This is a genomic window from Vibrio mytili, from assembly GCF_049563345.1.
In the GTDB taxonomy this organism is placed as follows: Bacteria; Pseudomonadota; Gammaproteobacteria; order Enterobacterales; family Vibrionaceae; genus Vibrio; species Vibrio mytili.
Genome location: NZ_CP110481.1, coordinates 2,555,921 through 2,572,501 on the forward strand (window position 1 = coordinate 2,555,921; position 16,581 = coordinate 2,572,501).

The 16,581-nt window shown below is 44.9% G+C and carries 9 protein-coding genes and 1 riboswitch; of the genes, 5 read left to right on the forward strand and 4 right to left on the reverse strand.

What is annotated here, in order from left to right; translation table 11 throughout:
• Positions 1-4 precede the first annotated feature (4 nt).
• Together csrD and ONE56_RS11785 are read right to left on the reverse strand one after the other, a co-directional pair.
• Entirely contained in the window at positions 5-2,014 is a 2,010-nt protein-coding gene (csrD, locus tag ONE56_RS11780; RefSeq protein ID WP_423839915.1) for an RNase E specificity factor CsrD, read from the reverse strand.
• Between the two features lie 358 nt (positions 2,015-2,372).
• The gene (locus ONE56_RS11785; protein WP_041157192.1) at positions 2,373-2,912 is read right to left on the reverse strand and encodes a single-stranded DNA-binding protein; all 540 of its coding nucleotides are present in this window, start codon (positions 2,910-2,912) and stop codon (positions 2,373-2,375) included.
• A 277-nt stretch (positions 2,913-3,189) separates the two neighbouring features.
• Between ONE56_RS11785 and ONE56_RS11790 the strand changes: the two genes are divergently transcribed.
• The 4 genes from ONE56_RS11790 (at position 3,190) to ONE56_RS11805 (ending at position 9,714) form a co-directional block, all read left to right on the forward strand.
• Positions 3,190-3,834: a LuxR C-terminal-related transcriptional regulator gene (locus ONE56_RS11790; RefSeq protein ID WP_331439158.1), complete on the forward strand. Its 645-nt coding sequence runs from the start codon at positions 3,190-3,192 to the stop codon at positions 3,832-3,834.
• 162 nt (positions 3,835-3,996) lie between these two features.
• The gene (gene galU, locus ONE56_RS11795; RefSeq protein ID WP_423839916.1) at positions 3,997-4,872 is read left to right on the forward strand and encodes a UTP--glucose-1-phosphate uridylyltransferase GalU; all 876 of its coding nucleotides are present in this window, start codon (positions 3,997-3,999) and stop codon (positions 4,870-4,872) included.
• Between the two features lie 144 nt (positions 4,873-5,016).
• Positions 5,017-7,839, forward strand: coding sequence for an excinuclease ABC subunit UvrA (gene uvrA / locus ONE56_RS11800; RefSeq protein ID WP_423839917.1), 2,823 nt, complete (start codon positions 5,017-5,019; stop codon positions 7,837-7,839).
• Positions 7,840-7,923: 84 nt separating this feature from the next.
• A complete protein-coding gene (locus tag ONE56_RS11805; protein WP_415679528.1) occupies positions 7,924-9,714 on the forward strand; it encodes a PglL family O-oligosaccharyltransferase in 1,791 nt (596 codons plus the stop codon).
• Positions 9,715-9,790: 76 nt separating this feature from the next.
• Here ONE56_RS11805 and ONE56_RS11810 read toward each other — a convergent pair whose 3' ends face one another.
• Positions 9,791-10,912, reverse strand: a complete 1,122-nt coding sequence (locus tag ONE56_RS11810) for a pyridoxal-phosphate-dependent aminotransferase family protein (RefSeq protein ID WP_423839918.1) — start codon at positions 10,910-10,912, stop codon at positions 9,791-9,793.
• A 229-nt stretch (positions 10,913-11,141) separates the two neighbouring features.
• Positions 11,142-11,319, forward strand: a riboswitch (Lysine riboswitch).
• Between the two features lie 106 nt (positions 11,320-11,425).
• Between ONE56_RS11810 and lysC the strand changes: the two genes are divergently transcribed.
• Positions 11,426-12,778, forward strand: a complete 1,353-nt coding sequence (gene lysC, locus ONE56_RS11815; protein ID WP_041157188.1) for a lysine-sensitive aspartokinase 3 — start codon at positions 11,426-11,428, stop codon at positions 12,776-12,778.
• A 69-nt stretch (positions 12,779-12,847) separates the two neighbouring features.
• Here lysC and metH read toward each other — a convergent pair whose 3' ends face one another.
• Complete coding sequence (gene metH / locus ONE56_RS11820) at positions 12,848-16,528, reverse strand: methionine synthase (protein WP_423839919.1); 3,681 nt, start codon at positions 16,526-16,528, stop codon at positions 12,848-12,850.
• Positions 16,529-16,581: the final 53 nt, after the last annotated feature.

A 16,581-nucleotide genomic window follows, 5' to 3' on the forward strand; every position in this document is an offset into this window, starting at 1 on the left:
ATCTTTATTTTTTCCGCCATCGATTCCGCTTGCCCAGTTTTACTTGAGGCTCTTGACGAGGGCTTTTGACGCTCTGAGGACGAGGGAGATATTGCCTCTCGGGAGAGAAGAAACGCCCCTGCCCACCATACACACCTAATTCAGTTAATGTGTTTAACTCATGTCGGTTCTCAATGCCCACTGCGATGACTTGGGTTTTGCTGTTTTCCGCAGCACCGAGCATGCTACGAATAAATAACTGGTTCTCAGGTCGCTGGTCTATTTTGGTGACCAAACTGCGATGAAGCTTAAGATAACGAATATCTACCTCTTTCAAGTAGTGAGTACTGACGATCGTACGCCCCGCTTGCGCGATCATGATATGGCACCCTAAACCAGTCAGCATCTTAGCGACAGGCCGCATAAAGTCTAAATGTTTGACAAATTGCGCTTCTACAAACTCAAAACTCAGACTGGCTCTTTGCGCATGTGACAATTGTAGAAGTTCATAACGAAACCATTTGAAGTAGTCTCGATTAGAGAATGGCACCACGTTCAAGTTTAACGCATAACATACCGATGGCTTATTTTCGCCTTTAAAAAACGTTAAGAATTTATTAACAACCGCTCTGTCCATTTGCGCTTCATAACCGACTTGGCGGATAGCAGAAATGAACCGAGAAGCTTTCACAATGCCATTTTCAGGATCGCGAATACGACACATCAATTCTTGGTACAAAGGCTTATCATTGGTAAAGTTTGCAATGACATACACCGACTGTGCGTAGAGTATCACATTTTCAGATGTCAGCACTTTGTCAAATAATGTGCGCCACCTCACACTTCCTCGAGATTCTTCATCATGATTCCATTTTTTGAAACGACTCCAGTTATTGTTGCCCTGTAATTGAGCACTTCTCAACGCGGTTTCTGCTTCATCAATAATTTGACTGTGCCGTTCGCCTTCTTTATACATGGTAATGCCAATGTGGCACCAATCTTCTGGATCCAAAGGTTCTGGCGGCATGAGCTTTTCAAGTTGACGAATACATTGAGAAGCAAGATTTGCCACATCTTTTGAACTTTGGTGCGGTAAAAACAGCGCAAAATCTGCATCATAATAACGAGAAAAAACCACATCAGGGTAACGTTGCACTAAGTTGGAAAGTAAACTCCCAACCTCAACGATAAACTCGTCACACGACTGCTTGTCTTGAACCTCTTCAACTGACTTCCAGTCGTGAATACGTACCAATAGCACCGCACCACGCGATCCACTTTCCAGAAGCGCCGATTCCAGTTTGCTGTCAAACAGCACTCGGTTTGCCGTTCCGGTCAGTTTATCAAGAAAGGTTTGCGTGCGAATGAACGTGTCGAACCGGCTTCGTTCTTGGCGCGCATCCTGTAATTCTTCAATCAGCACATCGAGCGCTTCACTTGCTGTATATGGCCACTCTTTTTCATCACCTTTCGCGTATTGTTCAACACGCCCTGCAAGGATCATCCGCCCCCGCTCTTCCAGCATTTCAGATCCGAGTAATTGCTCTTTTAACCAAGCAACACCTCGCATTAAGCAAAAAATAATCAAAATAACCGCAAGCGTGATCGACCAAAGAGCATGCAACGAGTAGCTATAACCTAAATAAGGCGGCAATGCTTTAAAGTGAATGACATAGTCTTGGTTGTGCGCCAGAGGATATTCTTTTTCAAATAAAAGCGACGCATCCAACTTATGTGAAGTATCTTTGAAACGATAAACAACCGCATTGTCGGTCGATAGGGTCATTTCAACAATATTACTGGCCTGGAGCATCTTAGGCATCCAACGTTGCATTGAATACGCAGCGTCTGGGTCGACCATTTCCTTGTCGACGACTTCTACAATTCCCTCTAAATAATGGTTGAGATACTCCTGCCCAAGCCGTTTAAAGGAAAGAGTGCCACCGACAAACAAGATAAACATCGCACAGATGACGATCATAGTGACAAAAGCCACCAGCCGTGTGCTCAGTTTCAAGGTTGGGGTATACCTCATGAATACTAAATCCTTTTTCTATTCACTATATCCAAATGATTCAAAATGCGAGGGGCTGAGATCATACTAATCACACGAAGAAAAACCGTGCGTAATACACAACTTGATTAACGTAACTGCACGTCAAATAGCATGGTGACGTCATACAAAAGAGCGAGATAAAACCAGCATTTCAAGGTTATTTGGGCATATACCTTATTGGAGTACTTATACTGGATTAGTTCGCGCTAAACAATCGTATTAGCTTGATAGTGAGAGGCTTCGGCATATATCTCTTGCCACAAATTGGAAGAAATAAAAAAGCCGCGAGTTCTCGCGGCTTCTTAAACGACTATACAACTAAAGTGCGACCTTGAGATCAGAACGGAATGTCGTCGTCAAAATCCATCGGTGGCTCATTGTATTGCTGCTGAGGTTGCTGCGGAGCCTGTTGTTGAGGTTGCTGTTGCTGAGGCGCGTTGTATTGTTGCTGCTGGGCCGGTTGTTGAGGTTGTCCCCAGCCACCTTGTTGCTGTTGACCACCTGTAGCAGGTGCGCCACCTTGCGAACGACCACCAAGCATTTGCATCACGCCATTGAAGCCTTGTACCACAACTTCCGTTGAGTAACGGTCTTGACCACTTTGGTCTTGCCATTTACGGGTTTGTAGTTGACCTTCAATGTAAACTTGTGAGCCTTTACGTAGATACTCACCAGCCACTTCCGCAAGCTTGCCGAACAACACTACACGATGCCATTCTGTCTTTTCGCGCTGCTCGCCAGTCGCTTTATCACGCCATGAATCAGAGGTTGCAATAGTAATGTTTGCTACTGCACCGCCATTCGGCATGTAACGAATTTCAGGGTCGTTACCTAAATTTCCCACCAAAATAACTTTGTTAATTCCACGGCTGGCCATGATGTGCTCCGTTTCACTCTGGATATATAAAATTTTAGCGCACTAGAATAGCACGCTTTAATCGTTGGATTAAACCCTAAGCCAAAATAACGTCAAGATGCTTGATTTGAGAAGCGCAATCTCGTCGCAAGTTAAACGTGTAGCATTTTTGATTCTATTTGCAGAAAATTTATCGCGTTCCTTTGAATCTGAACGCATTTATTCGCTAAAGCGGTAGCTCTTGCTGATCTTTAATGCCAGTTTACGGCCTTGGTTGAACATAAGGAGGTAGGCACACGTGAAAAAGTCAGCTTATGCCAGAAAGCTGTTTCTTATCAGTATGAAAGAGAACACAGGCCAAACAGTTGCTGATTTGGAAAAGTTAGCCGACATGAATATTCCGGTTATCTCAACAGAGGATTTAATGGAAGCGAAGCCGGAGTACCGTAATAAAATTCTGCTCCTTGATTTTAATGAGCACAAATGTCTCGTCCAATCGATCAAGAATTTACCACTCGTATGGAAAAACTTTGAGACGATCATTTTCAACGTTCCTAAGCGCCTGACCACGGATGAGCTGCTCTCATTTGGTCAACTCAAAGGCGTGTTCTACCAAGATGACTCCGCGGAACAAATTGCTGAAGGACTAAAGGGAATTGTTAATGGGCAGAACTGGCTGCCACGCAACGTAACAAGCCAGCTTTTGCATTACTACCGCAATGTCATCAATACTCACACAGCACCGGCCACCGTAGATCTTACAATTAGAGAATTACAAGTCTTACGCTGCCTACAAGCAGGCGCATCGAATAGCCAAATGGCAGAAGAATTATTTGTCAGTGAGTTTACGATCAAATCGCACTTGTACCAGATCTTTAAGAAGCTCTCGGTGAAAAACCGCGTACAAGCAATCGCTTGGGCAGATCAGAACCTAATATCATAAAGAAGCCTATTAATGGTTCTCGGTACCCAATTCGGCATCGCTCATGCTTTTTCCGTTTATTTCTCACCTTTTTTCCTACTTTATTCATGATTCGTTCGCACCTCTCATGTTAAAGTGTTGAGCAAATTCTTGATAATAACGACGAGAAAGGATAATCCCCCAATGATTAAGAAATGTCTGTTCCCTGCTGCAGGCTATGGTACACGCTTCCTACCTGCGACCAAGTCTATGCCTAAAGAGATGATGCCAGTAGTGAACAAACCGTTGATTGAATACGGTGTAGAAGAGGCAATCCAAGCTGGTATGGACGGCATGTGTATTGTTACTGGCCGTGGCAAACACTCAATCATGGATCACTTCGACAAAAACTATGAACTTGAACATCAAATCAGTGGCACAAACAAAGAAGAGCTGCTGGTAGATATTCGTGAAATCATCGACTCTGCAAACTTTACTTACATTCGCCAACGCGAAATGAAAGGTTTAGGTCACGCGATTCTAACTGGCCGTGAACTGGTTGGTGACGAACCTTTCGCCGTAGTATTGGCCGATGACTTGTGCGTGAATGAAGAAGGGGATGGCGTACTGGCTCAAATGGTTGCGCTCTTTAAACAATTCCGTTGTTCAATCGTTGCAGTACAAGAAGTGCCAGAAGAAGAAACGCACAAATACGGTGTGATTGCTGGTGAGATGATTAAAGATGACATCTTCCGCGTTGATAACATGGTGGAAAAGCCAGAACAAGGCACGGCACCAAGTAACCTAGCGATCATCGGACGGTATATTCTAACTCCAGATATTTTTGACCTTATTGAAAGCACAGAACCTGGCAAAGGTGGTGAGATTCAAATCACCGATGCGTTGCTAAAACAAGCTAAAGCAGGTTGTGTTCTGGCGTATAAATTTAAAGGTCAACGTTTTGACTGCGGTAGTGTCGAGGGCTATATCGAAGCGACTAACTACTGTTTCGAAAATCTATACCTAAAAGATGAGAAAAAATCAGAACTCGGTAAACACTCAACGCAACGTTCTGCGTAAGCTTGTTAAGCCACTCCTATTATAAGCTATGAAGCCCAGCACTTTGCTGGGCTTTTCTTTACTGTTTTTTTGTCCAGTATTTCTTTGCACATTTCTCACACTATGTAATACTTGCCCCACTTGGTTATACATAGAGCAAATACGATGGATAAAATAGAAGTTCGCGGTGCCCGAACCCATAACCTCAAAGATATTAACCTTACCATTCCTCGCGATAAGCTGACTGTTATCACCGGGTTAAGTGGCTCTGGTAAGTCTTCTCTCGCATTCGATACCTTATATGCAGAAGGACAACGACGCTATGTAGAATCACTTTCTGCTTACGCTCGTCAGTTTTTGTCTCTGATGGAAAAGCCCGATGTCGATCATATCGAAGGGCTATCACCCGCTATTTCTATTGAACAAAAATCCACTTCTCATAACCCGCGCTCGACGGTCGGCACAATTACTGAAGTTTACGATTACTTACGCCTGCTATATGCCCGTGTAGGTGAGCCGAGATGTCCAACCCATCACGTTCCGCTTGCGGCTCAGACCATTAGCCAAATGGTAGACAAAGTCTTGGAACTGCCTGAGGGAAGCAAGATGATGTTGCTCGCCCCCATTGTTAAAGAACGTAAAGGCGAGCACGTCAAAACCTTAGAAAACCTCGCTGCACAGGGTTTTATCCGTGCCCGTATTGACGGTGAAACCTGCGATTTATCCGATCCCCCAACGTTAGAGCTACATAAAAAACATACGATTGAAGTGGTGGTAGATCGCTTCAAAGTACGCCCAGATTTACAGCAACGTTTAGCGGAATCTTTCGAAACAACCTTGGAGCTGTCTGGTGGTATCGCTGTTGTCGCGCCAATGGACGGAGAAGACGAAGAAATCATCTTCTCTGCCAACTTCGCTTGCCCTAAATGTGGTTACAGTATGCAAGAGCTGGAACCAAGATTGTTCTCATTTAATAACCCTGCTGGGGCTTGCGGCACGTGTGATGGTTTAGGTGTTCAACAGTATTTCGATCCTAGTCGTGTCATTCAGGATGATTCGCTCAGCCTGGCGCAAGGTGCGATTCGTGGCTGGGACCAAAAGAACTATTACTATTTCCAAATGTTGACCTCTCTTGCGGATCACTATGGATTTGACTTACACGCGCCGTTCAACTCATTGTCGAAAAAAATACAAGATGTGATTTTAAAAGGCTCTGGCCGCACCGAAGTTGAGTTTAAGTACATCAATGATCGTGGTGACATCCGTGTAAAACGTCACCCATTCGAAGGAATTCTCAATACCCTTGAGCGACGCTATCGCGATACAGAATCTAACTCGGTACGAGAAGATCTCGCAAAGTATATCTCCACTAAATCATGCTCAAGCTGTTGCGGTACACGCCTTCGCTTAGAAGCCAGAAACGTCTTTATTGCCGATACCACATTGCCTGAAATTGTTGAACTAAGCATCGCTGATGCGTTAGCTTTTTTTGAAACGTTGAAATTGGAAGGCCAACGAGCGCAAATTGCCGAAAAGGTCATGAAAGAGATAAATGATCGTTTGCAGTTTTTAGTCAACGTTGGCTTGAATTATCTCAACCTATCGAGAAGTGCTGAAACCTTATCTGGCGGTGAAGCACAGCGTATCCGTTTGGCAAGCCAAATTGGAGCAGGGCTCGTTGGTGTAATGTATGTACTGGATGAGCCCTCAATAGGTCTCCACCAGCGTGATAATGAGCGACTGCTAAAGACCCTGACTCACCTACGTGATTTAGGTAATACCGTTTTGGTTGTTGAGCATGATGAAGATGCCATTCGTTGTGCTGACCACGTGATTGATATTGGCCCTGGTGCAGGGGTTCATGGTGGTAATGTGGTCGCAGAAGGAACCATGGCAGAGATTATTGCTAACCCTAACTCACTGACCGGACAATATTTAAGTGGTGCGAAAGAAATCGCCGTGCCAAAAGAACGCACCCCTCGCGATCCTAAAAAGACGGTGGAGCTGATTGGCGCAACGGGTAACAACCTGAATAACGTCAATTTATCATTACCTGTTGGTTTATTTAGCTGTATCACTGGTGTATCTGGCTCAGGCAAATCGACGTTGATTAACGATACGTTCTTTAAAATTGCTCATACTCAATTGAATGGGGCAACAACGGCTCATCCATCGCCTTACAAGTCGATCAAGGGTCTGGAACACTTTGATAAAGTGATCGACATTGATCAAAGCCCTATTGGTCGAACCCCTCGTTCTAACCCTGCAACCTACACTGGCATCTTTACTCCGATCCGTGAACTGTTTGCAGGTACTCAGGAATCACGCTCACGAGGCTATAAGCCAGGTCGCTTCAGTTTTAATGTGCGCGGTGGTCGCTGTGAAGCTTGTCAGGGCGATGGCGTGATCAAGGTAGAAATGCACTTCCTACCCGATGTTTACGTCCCATGTGATGTCTGTAAAGGAAAACGCTATAACCGCGAAACCTTAGAAGTTCGCTACAAAGGCAAAACCATTGATGAAGTGCTCGAAATGACGGTCGAAGATGCACACGTGTTCTTTAAGCCCGTTCCTGCAATAGCACGTAAACTCCAAACCTTAATGGATGTCGGCTTGTCCTACATTCGCCTTGGGCAAGCCGCCACCACGTTATCTGGTGGTGAAGCGCAACGAGTAAAGCTGGCAAGAGAGTTGTCCAAGCGAGACACAGGGAAAACGCTCTACATTTTGGATGAACCAACCACTGGCTTGCATTTCCATGATATTCAACAATTGTTATCGGTTCTCCACCGACTACGTGACCATGGCAATACGGTAGTGGTGATTGAACACAATCTTGATGTCATAAAAACGGCGGACTGGATTGTCGACTTAGGCCCAGAAGGAGGTCAAGGCGGTGGTGAAATTATCGCTCAAGGAACACCTGAAGATGTGTCCCAGATCGAAGGTTCGCACACAGCCCACTTCCTTAAGCCTATGTTGAAATAAAAAAAACAGGTAAAGTACAAAGACCAGTAGATACTGGTCTTTTTTAATTCAAATCATGCAAATATTAAAAGCAATGCAATATCTATGGCCACTATACACGTAAGTGGAACCAAACTTTCGCCTAAGAAAGCTCAGGTCCCTCTCAATCGCAAGTTTCTCATCGCTTTGGCAGTTCTGTTTATACTGGCGATGCACTTTTTTATGCCTAACCCTGGAGGTGCAGGGCTAGCCTTATCATTCAATGCGACCACTTGGATTGTATTTAGTTTTGCACTGGGTATCGGCTTTTATCATCTTGCCCGCAATCAGACTTTAAGGTTTTCTAAATTAACCATAGGCTTGTTTATCAGTGCTGGCATTATGACGGTGCCCATACTGTATCCAAACGCAAATATTGAGTTAGCAACAAATAAACTCATTGGCCTTTGGTGTGGCTTCTTGTTTTTTGTGGTTTTGCAACAATTCCATTTTAGTAATAAGCATCGACAACGATTGCTGTGGTTTATCGTGTTAGCGGTGATCATCGAAGCCATTTTTGGTCTGATACAGTACCTATACCTCAAGCCTGGTAACCCGTTCGGCTATAACACCGTGGCGAATAGACCGTATGGTATTTTTCAACAGCCAAACGTTATGGCTAGCTTTCTTGCGACCGGTTTGGTCATCGCGAGCTACTTACTCGCCCGACAGCCGTATAAATACTCACGCAAACTTAGCGATATTTACTTACTGTATGCCGTGCCAGTTTTAACGCTCCCCTTGCTTGTTGCTTTGGCGTCAAGGACAGGCTGGTTAGCGTCTATAATTGCAGTGTTGCTGGTCATTCCATACATGTACCGCTACACGACCAAAAAGCGATTTACACATTGGGTTAGCTCCATCGTCGCAGGACTAATGCTATCTGTTGTTGTGATGTATATTGCTTTCCCCGATGGTGGTGGCTTAGCGGCAGAAAAAGTGAATATGGAGTCAGCTCGCACTTATACTTTTCCACAAACTTTGGATATGGTCATCGAAAAGCCGTTTACAGGTTATGGTTATGGTAAGTTTGAGTCTGCCTATATGCTTTACACCGCTAGACAGCATGCACTCAATACTAACTACCCTGCTGGCTTACCTTCGATGGATCATCCCCACAATGAGTTGCTTTATTGGGGGGTTGAGGGTGGTTTATTACCAATACTCGGCATCTTTTTAGCCATGGCACTGGTGCTGCACCGCATTTATCAAGCTAAACGAGGGACTCGTCTGGCATTGCTCGGACTCTTTATTCCAATAGTGTTGCACTCGCAATTGGAATACCCGTTTTATCACTCGCTGGCGCACTGGCTGACTTTCATTATTCTACTTTACTGGGTTGATCAGCGAGTCTCTCGCTATCGGCAAGTAGGATTTACGAACATCACCAAAGCGTTATTGCGCGTCTTAAGCTTGATCTTTCCAATTATATTGACGTTCTACATGGTCAGTGCGCTACACACTAACTATATTCTGACTAAGTTCGAATCCACGCGCCCAACCAACCCAGACATTTTAAATCAAGTGAGTAATCCGGTGGTGTGGAAAGATAGGTTTGACTGGGATGTGTATAGCACCTTCCTCAATATTGGTTTATACAAGCAAGATCCAAGCTTAATTCAACCATATATCGATTGGTCGCTTAAGATCATCAAAGACAAACCACGGCCTGCTTTTTATAATAACTTGATTCTTGCTTACCAAGGATTGGATGACAGCAGCAAAGCAGAACAAATACGCGCTGAGGCACAATTCTTATTCCCTAACATTGATTTTAGTGACGTCAATTACCAACCGCCGTCACATGCGCAGCCAGCTTCGCCAGCACAATCAATGACACAACCAACAACGAAGTAAAAACAAAAAAGCGAAGAGCACCGCCTTCGCTTTTTTGTACAACCGACCTTATAGAATTGCTCGGTATAACATGCAGTTATTGAGTCAGGGACTCTTCCAACGCTTTTAGACATAAAGCCACATTTTCAGCACGTGCCCCGTAGCCCATCAACCCAATTCGCCATGCTTTCCCAGCCAAGGTGCCTAGTCCTGCGCCAATCTCTAGGTTATACGTTGCTAACAAATGCGTGCGAACTTTCGCTTCATCAATACCTTCTGGCACATAAATCGCGTTCAGTTGAGGTAAACGGTACGCTTCTTCAACGACGAACTCAAAGCCCAGTTTTTGTAAACCTGTTTTAAGCTTTTCATGCATTTTCTGATGACGTGCCCATGCATTTTCAAGCCCCTCATTTTTTAGTATCAATAGAGCTTCATGTAAAGCATAAAGGCTGTTAACAGGCGCAGTATGGTGATAGCTGCGCTTTCCTTCACCGCTCCAGTAACCTAGTACCAAACTTTGATCGAGGAACCAACTTTGTACTGGTGTGGTTCTCGATTGAATTTTCTCTATTGCAGCCGCCGAGAAAGTCACAGGGGATAAACCTGGCACACATGACAAACACTTCTGGCTCCCCGAGTAAACGGCATCCAACTGCCACTCATCCACTTTTAGTGGCACACCACCCAATGACGTAACTGCATCAACAATGGATAGAGCGTTGTACTGCTTCGCTAGTTGGCCAAGAGCTTGTGCATCACTGACGGCCCCTGTTGACGTTTCTGCATGAACAAATGCTAAGATTTTGGTATCAGGATGCTGCTGAAGGGCTTGATCGACTTTATCGACTGAAACGGGATTCCCCCACTCGTCGTCAACCACTACCACTTCACCTCCCGCACGAATGACGTTTTCACGCATACGATCACCAAACACACCATTGCGGCATACGATGACCTTATCACCTTTTTCAATCAAGTTAACGAAGCACGCTTCCATCCCGGCACTACCAGGGGCAGAAACTGCAATGGTAAAATCATTTTCTGTTTGAAATGCGTATTTTAATAACTGCTTGAGCTCATCCATCATGGCAATAAAGAGTGGGTCTAAATGTCCCACCGTTGGCCGACTTAAAGCTTGCAGAACCTGCGGGTAGATATCGGAAGGACCTGGTCCCATTAAGATACGGTGAGGGGGAATAAAGCTTTGGATCGTCATAGCAGCTCCTTGTTTGACGTCATTTGGGCCCGAACGAGAACAATTATTTTTTAGAATTTAGATGAGGTATCGGGCATTAAAACTCACACTAATGGATTTTTCAGAACTCGGCAATTAGCCGTAAGTATAGAAGTCGGACCAGCATCACAGATTCATAAACAAAAAAACACTAGGAAAGGGCGAAATAGTGATTGACATTGAACACCTAAAACCGTTCAATGTTTGAGCTTTATGTAGAAGAGGAGCACTACCCAGGTAGATGATTTGTGGAACCGCAATTCCCATACCAATCATTCAGGGGGAGTAGTGCCGAGGTAAGCCAAAGTTGTGGTTTTGGCTTGTCGGTTGACTTGGGTTGAATCCCATCAACTGTCATCAGTGCCGTCTGGTGAAGAGCTTCTGAGGGTACATTTTTTATATACCATTCTAAATTCCTCTCTTTTTGCTCTGTTCCTTTCCTCACATACATTGGACGTGTGTATTATTTTTATTAGGAAGTCGTGGGAGAACATAGTGAGCGCATTTAATGTAGCTAAATTTGGTGGAACCAGTGTTGCTAATTTCGAAGCAATGAGCCGTTGTGCCGCCGTTATTGAAAACAATCCAGATACTCGCCTTGTCGTTAGCAGTGCTTGCTCTGGTGTCACTAACTTGCTTGTAGCGTTAGCGAATGGTGTTCAAGATCAAGAGAAGCGCACAGAGTTGCTACAACAACTTGCAAGCATTCATGACGCGATTCTTTCACAACTAAAAGACTCTGCACAGACCTCTTCTGAGGTGTATGCCATTTTAGATACGGTCACTAGCCTTGCGGAAGCTGCTTCAATTCAAGCAAGCAACAAATTAACGGATCACTTAGTGGCATGTGGGGAGCTGATGTCAACGCACATTCTTGCTCAACTAATGCGTGAGCGCGGCATTAATGCTGTGCGTTTTGACATACGCGATGTGTTAAGAACAGATGATAACTTTGGCCGAGCTGAGCCCGATGTAGAATCTATTGCTCAGTTAGCGCAAGAAAAACTTGTCCCACTATGTCAGCAGTCAGTTGTGGTTACACAAGGCTTTATCGGTTCCGATGTATCAGGAAACACGACAACCTTGGGACGTGGTGGCAGTGATTATAGTGCCGCACTGATTGCAGAAGGTGTGAAAGCTTCAGGTCTGGAAATTTGGACGGATGTTCCGGGTATCTATACTACCGATCCTCGCATTGCACCCAAAGCATCCCCCATCCCAGAAATCAGCTTTAGCGAAGCGTCAGAAATGGCGAACTTTGGTGCGAAGATCCTGCATCCTTCGACATTGGTGCCTGCACTTCGTCACGATATTCCGGTCTTTGTGGGCTCTTCAAAAGAACCCGAAAAAGGTGGTACCTGGATACGTCATGAAGTAGAAAGTTCACCATTATTTCGTGCTTTGGCTTTACGTTGTAATCAAACCATGGTGACATTGCGCAGTGCAAATATGTTCCAAGCGTACGGCTTTTTGGCCAAAGTCTTCGAAATTTTGGCAAAATACAAAATCTCTGTGGATCTGATTACGACATCAGAAATCAGTGTTTCTTTAACATTAGATCAAACCGATACTGCAGGCGGAGCACCGCAATTACCTCAAGCAGCAAGAGAAGAGCTAGAAACGTTGTGTACGGTTAAAGTCGAACATGATCTTTGCCTTGTCGCTCTAATCGGCAATAACATGAGCGATACTAAAGGTTACGCGAAACAAGTATTCAGCACCTTAGATGACTTTAATCTACGTATGATTTGTTACGGAGCGAGCCACCACAACCTATGCTTCTTGGTCAGCAGTTCAGATTCAAAACAAGTCATTCAAAAATTACATTCTGAGCTATTTGAGCAATAATTTAGATAAACAAAGGGCTGCACATTGGCAGCCCATTTCATTCCGATCGCTTGTTTACAGTGATTGAGATTAGCCGTTGATGTTCGGCCCCAACCATTTTTCTGCTTCAAGCCTATCCCAACCTTTTCGCTCTGCGTAGCTTTCCAGTTGATCTTCTTGGATCTGGGCGATCGCAAAGTAACGCGAGTCAGGATGAGAGAAATACCACCCAGAGACAGAAGCACCTGGATACATGGCATAGCTTGATGTAAGAGACATACCAATACTCTCTTCTACATTAAGCAGTTCCCATAAAGGGCCTTTTTCGGTATGTTCGGGACAAGCAGGGTAACCCGGAGCAGGACGTATGCCTTGGTATTTTTCACGAATTAGCTCTTCATTTGACAAGCTTTCATCCACTGCATAGCCCCAAATCTCTTTACGCACTCGCTCATGCAGGTATTCAGCAAAGGCTTCCGCTAAACGATCGGCAACGGCTTGGATCATGATCGCATTGTAATCATCACCTTTTGCTTTAAATTCGTCGGCCAATTCACGTTCACCAATTCCACCAGTAACGGCAAACGCACCGATCCAGTCTTTCTTACCAGACGCTTTTGGCGCGATGTAATCTGAAAGGCAGTAGTTAAACCCTTTCGGTTTCTCGGTTTGCTGACGAAGGTTACGTAGAACTTTTGCTACTTTCGAACGAGACTCATCCGTATAGACTTCAATATCGTCGTCTACGCTAGCGGCAGGGAAAAGGCCACACATCCCTCTTGCTTTCATTAAGCCTTCTCGCTCAACACGATCAAGGAGCTCATTGGCATCATGGAAAAGACGCTTCGCTTCTTCTCCGACCTCTTCATGCTCGAAGATAGTTGGGTATTTGCCCACAAGCGACCAGGTCATAAAAAATGGTGTCCAATCGATGTAGCTACGTAACGTTGCCACATCGAAATCATCAAATACATGAATACCTGGTTTTGCGGGAGCAGGAGGTGTATACGCATCCCAATCGATAGCGACTTTGTTTGCTCGTGCTTGTTCAAGCGTGACGGGCTTCGTTCTAGGCTTTTTACGGCTATGCTGGTCACGCACGCGGTCATAATCCGCCTCCAGCTTTTCGACAAACGCAGGACGGCGCTCATCTGATAACAGTGAAGTACATACACCAACAGCCCGAGAGGCATTGTTAACATAAACCACTGGGTGCTTGTAATTCTGTTCTATCTTAACCGCAGTATGTGCTTTGGATGTCGTCGCGCCACCAATCAAAAGCGGCAGGTTGAAATCCAGCCGTTCCATTTCTTTAGCCACATGGACCATTTCATCAAGTGAAGGGGTGATCAGGCCGGAAAGACCAATAATGTCGACGTTTTCTTCCTGCGCAACTTTCAGAATCTTTTCACATGGAACCATGACACCAAGGTCGATGATTTCGTAGTTGTTACATTGGAGTACAACACCAACGATATTTTTACCGATATCGTGTACGTCACCTTTCACGGTAGCTAATAGGATTTTACCGTTTGTCTGACCAACTTGCTTTTCAGCATTAATATAAGGTTCTAAGTGAGCAACGGCTTGTTTCATAACTCGCGCTGATTTGACTACCTGTGGCAGGAACATCTTACCTTCACCAAACAAGTCACCAACCACATTCATACCGTCCATGAGCGGGCCTTCAATCACTTCCAATGGCTTGGAAGCTTTAACGCGAGCTTCTTCTGTATCATCAACAATAAACTCGGTTATCCCCTTAACTAAGGCGTGCTCCAAACGCTTTTCTACAGGCCATGTACGCCATTCTAACGCGGAGGCATCTTCTTCTTTTCCAACACCTTTATCGGCATATTCAGAAGCGATATCCAACAATCTTTCAGTGGCATCATTACGACGGTTTAGAACCACATCCTCTACCGCCTCTCGAAGCTTTTCAGGAACGTTGTCGTAGATTTCTAACTGACCTGCGTTGACGATCCCCATATCCATGCCGTTCTTGAAACAGTGATAGAGAAATACAGCATGGATCGCTTCTCGTACATAGTTATTGCCACGGAAGGAGAATGATACGTTGGAAACGCCACCAGAAATCATCGCGTGAGGTAAATCTCGCTTGATATCCGCTACCGCGTTAATAAAGTCAACAGCATAGTTATTGTGCTCGTCAATACCTGTCGCGACAGCGAAGATATTTGGATCAAAAATCACGTCTTCCGGCGGGAAACCTACCTCATCAACCAATATTCGGTAAGCATTGGTACAAATTTCTAATTTGCGTTCTCGCGTATCCGCCTGGCCCACTTCATCAAACGCCATAACTATCACTGCAGCGCCATAACGACGGATCAGCTTCGCTTGCTGAATGAATTTCTCTTTTCCTTCTTTAAGCGAGATAGAGTTAACAATGCCTTTACCCTGGATACACTTCAGGCCAGCCTCGATAACTTCCCACTTGGATGAGTCAACCATGATTGGCACTTTGGATATTTCTGGCTCAGACGCGCACAAGTTCAAGAACCGAACCATACATGCCTCTGCATCAAGCATCCCCTCATCCATGTTGATATCGATGATTTGCGCACCATTCTCAACTTGCTGACGGGCAACATCCAGCGCCTCGTCGTACAGTTCTTCTTTAATCAATCGCTTAAAGCGAGCAGAACCTGTTACATTGGTACGCTCACCAACGTTAATAAACAGTGATTCCTTTTCGATAGTCAGAGGTTCTAAGCCAGAAAGGCGACATGCAACGGGCAGTTCTGGTAGTCGACGAGGAGTAACACCTTCAACTGCTTCAGCCATGTGTCGAATGTGCTCTGGCGTTGTACCACAACAGCCACCAATTAAGTTGAGGAAGCCACTTTCAGCCCACTCTTTTACATGTACGGCCATATCTTCTGGAGACAGATCGTATTCACCAAAAGCATTAGGTAGGCCCGCATTAGGGTGAGTAGAAATAAAAGATTCAGAGATACGAGACAACTCTTCTACGTATGGTCGAAGCTCATCGGGACCGAGTGCACAGTTCAAGCCAAAGGATATCGGCTTGACGTGTCTTAACGAGTTGTAAAAGGCCTCGGTGGTTTGTCCGGATAATGTACGTCCAGAAGCGTCAGTGATCGTGCCAGAGATCATGACTGGCAATGTCATACCAAGCTCTTCGAATACACTTTCAACGGCAAAAGAACACGCTTTCGCGTTCAACGTATCAAAGATGGTTTCGATTAGGATGAGATCGCAGCCACCTTTAATTAACGCGCGAGTCGACTCTGAGTACGCTTCAACTAGCTCATCGAAGGATACATTACGGTAACCGGGATCATTAACATCAGGGGAGATAGAACATGTGCGGTTAGTAGGCCCAAGCACCCCAGCAACATAACGCGGTTTATTTGGCGTTTTTGCCGTCCATTCATCCGCCACTTCACGAGCTAACTGAGCAGCAGTAAAGTTAATTTCTTCACTAATGCTCTCCATTTCATAGTCAGCCATCGCAATCGTGGTTGCGTTAAATGTATTGGTTTCAAGGATATCGGCGCCTGCTTCTAGATAAGCGCTATGAATCTCCATAATCAACTGAGGTTGAGTCAGAACCAACAAATCGTTGTTACCCTTTAAATCACATTGCCAGTCAGCAAAACGTTCTCCGCGATAGTCTTGCTCTTCAAGCTTATGACCCTGAATCATGGTGCCCATGCCGCCATCGATCAGAAGAATACGTTGCTTTAATTGCGCTTCAATCTGTTGTCTTAAATTACTTCCCACAGTACAACCTCGTTCCTTTAGTTATGTCCACATCCTATCACACAAACTAAAGG

Bases quoted from the DNA above. Each gene is read 5' to 3' on its own strand.
- csrD (WP_423839915.1), bottom strand. From the start codon at position 2,014: ATGAGGTATACCCCAACCTTGAAACTGAGCACACGGCTGGTGGCTTTT.
- ONE56_RS11785 (WP_041157192.1), bottom strand. From the start codon at position 2,912: ATGGCCAGCCGTGGAATTAACAAAGTTATTTTGGTGGGAAATTTAGGT.
- galU (WP_423839916.1), top strand. From the start codon at position 3,997: ATGATTAAGAAATGTCTGTTCCCTGCTGCAGGCTATGGTACACGCTTC.
- uvrA (WP_423839917.1), top strand. From the start codon at position 5,017: ATGGATAAAATAGAAGTTCGCGGTGCCCGAACCCATAACCTCAAAGAT.
- ONE56_RS11805 (WP_415679528.1), top strand. From the start codon at position 7,924: ATGGCCACTATACACGTAAGTGGAACCAAACTTTCGCCTAAGAAAGCT.
- ONE56_RS11810 (WP_423839918.1), bottom strand. From the start codon at position 10,912: ATGACGATCCAAAGCTTTATTCCCCCTCACCGTATCTTAATGGGACCA.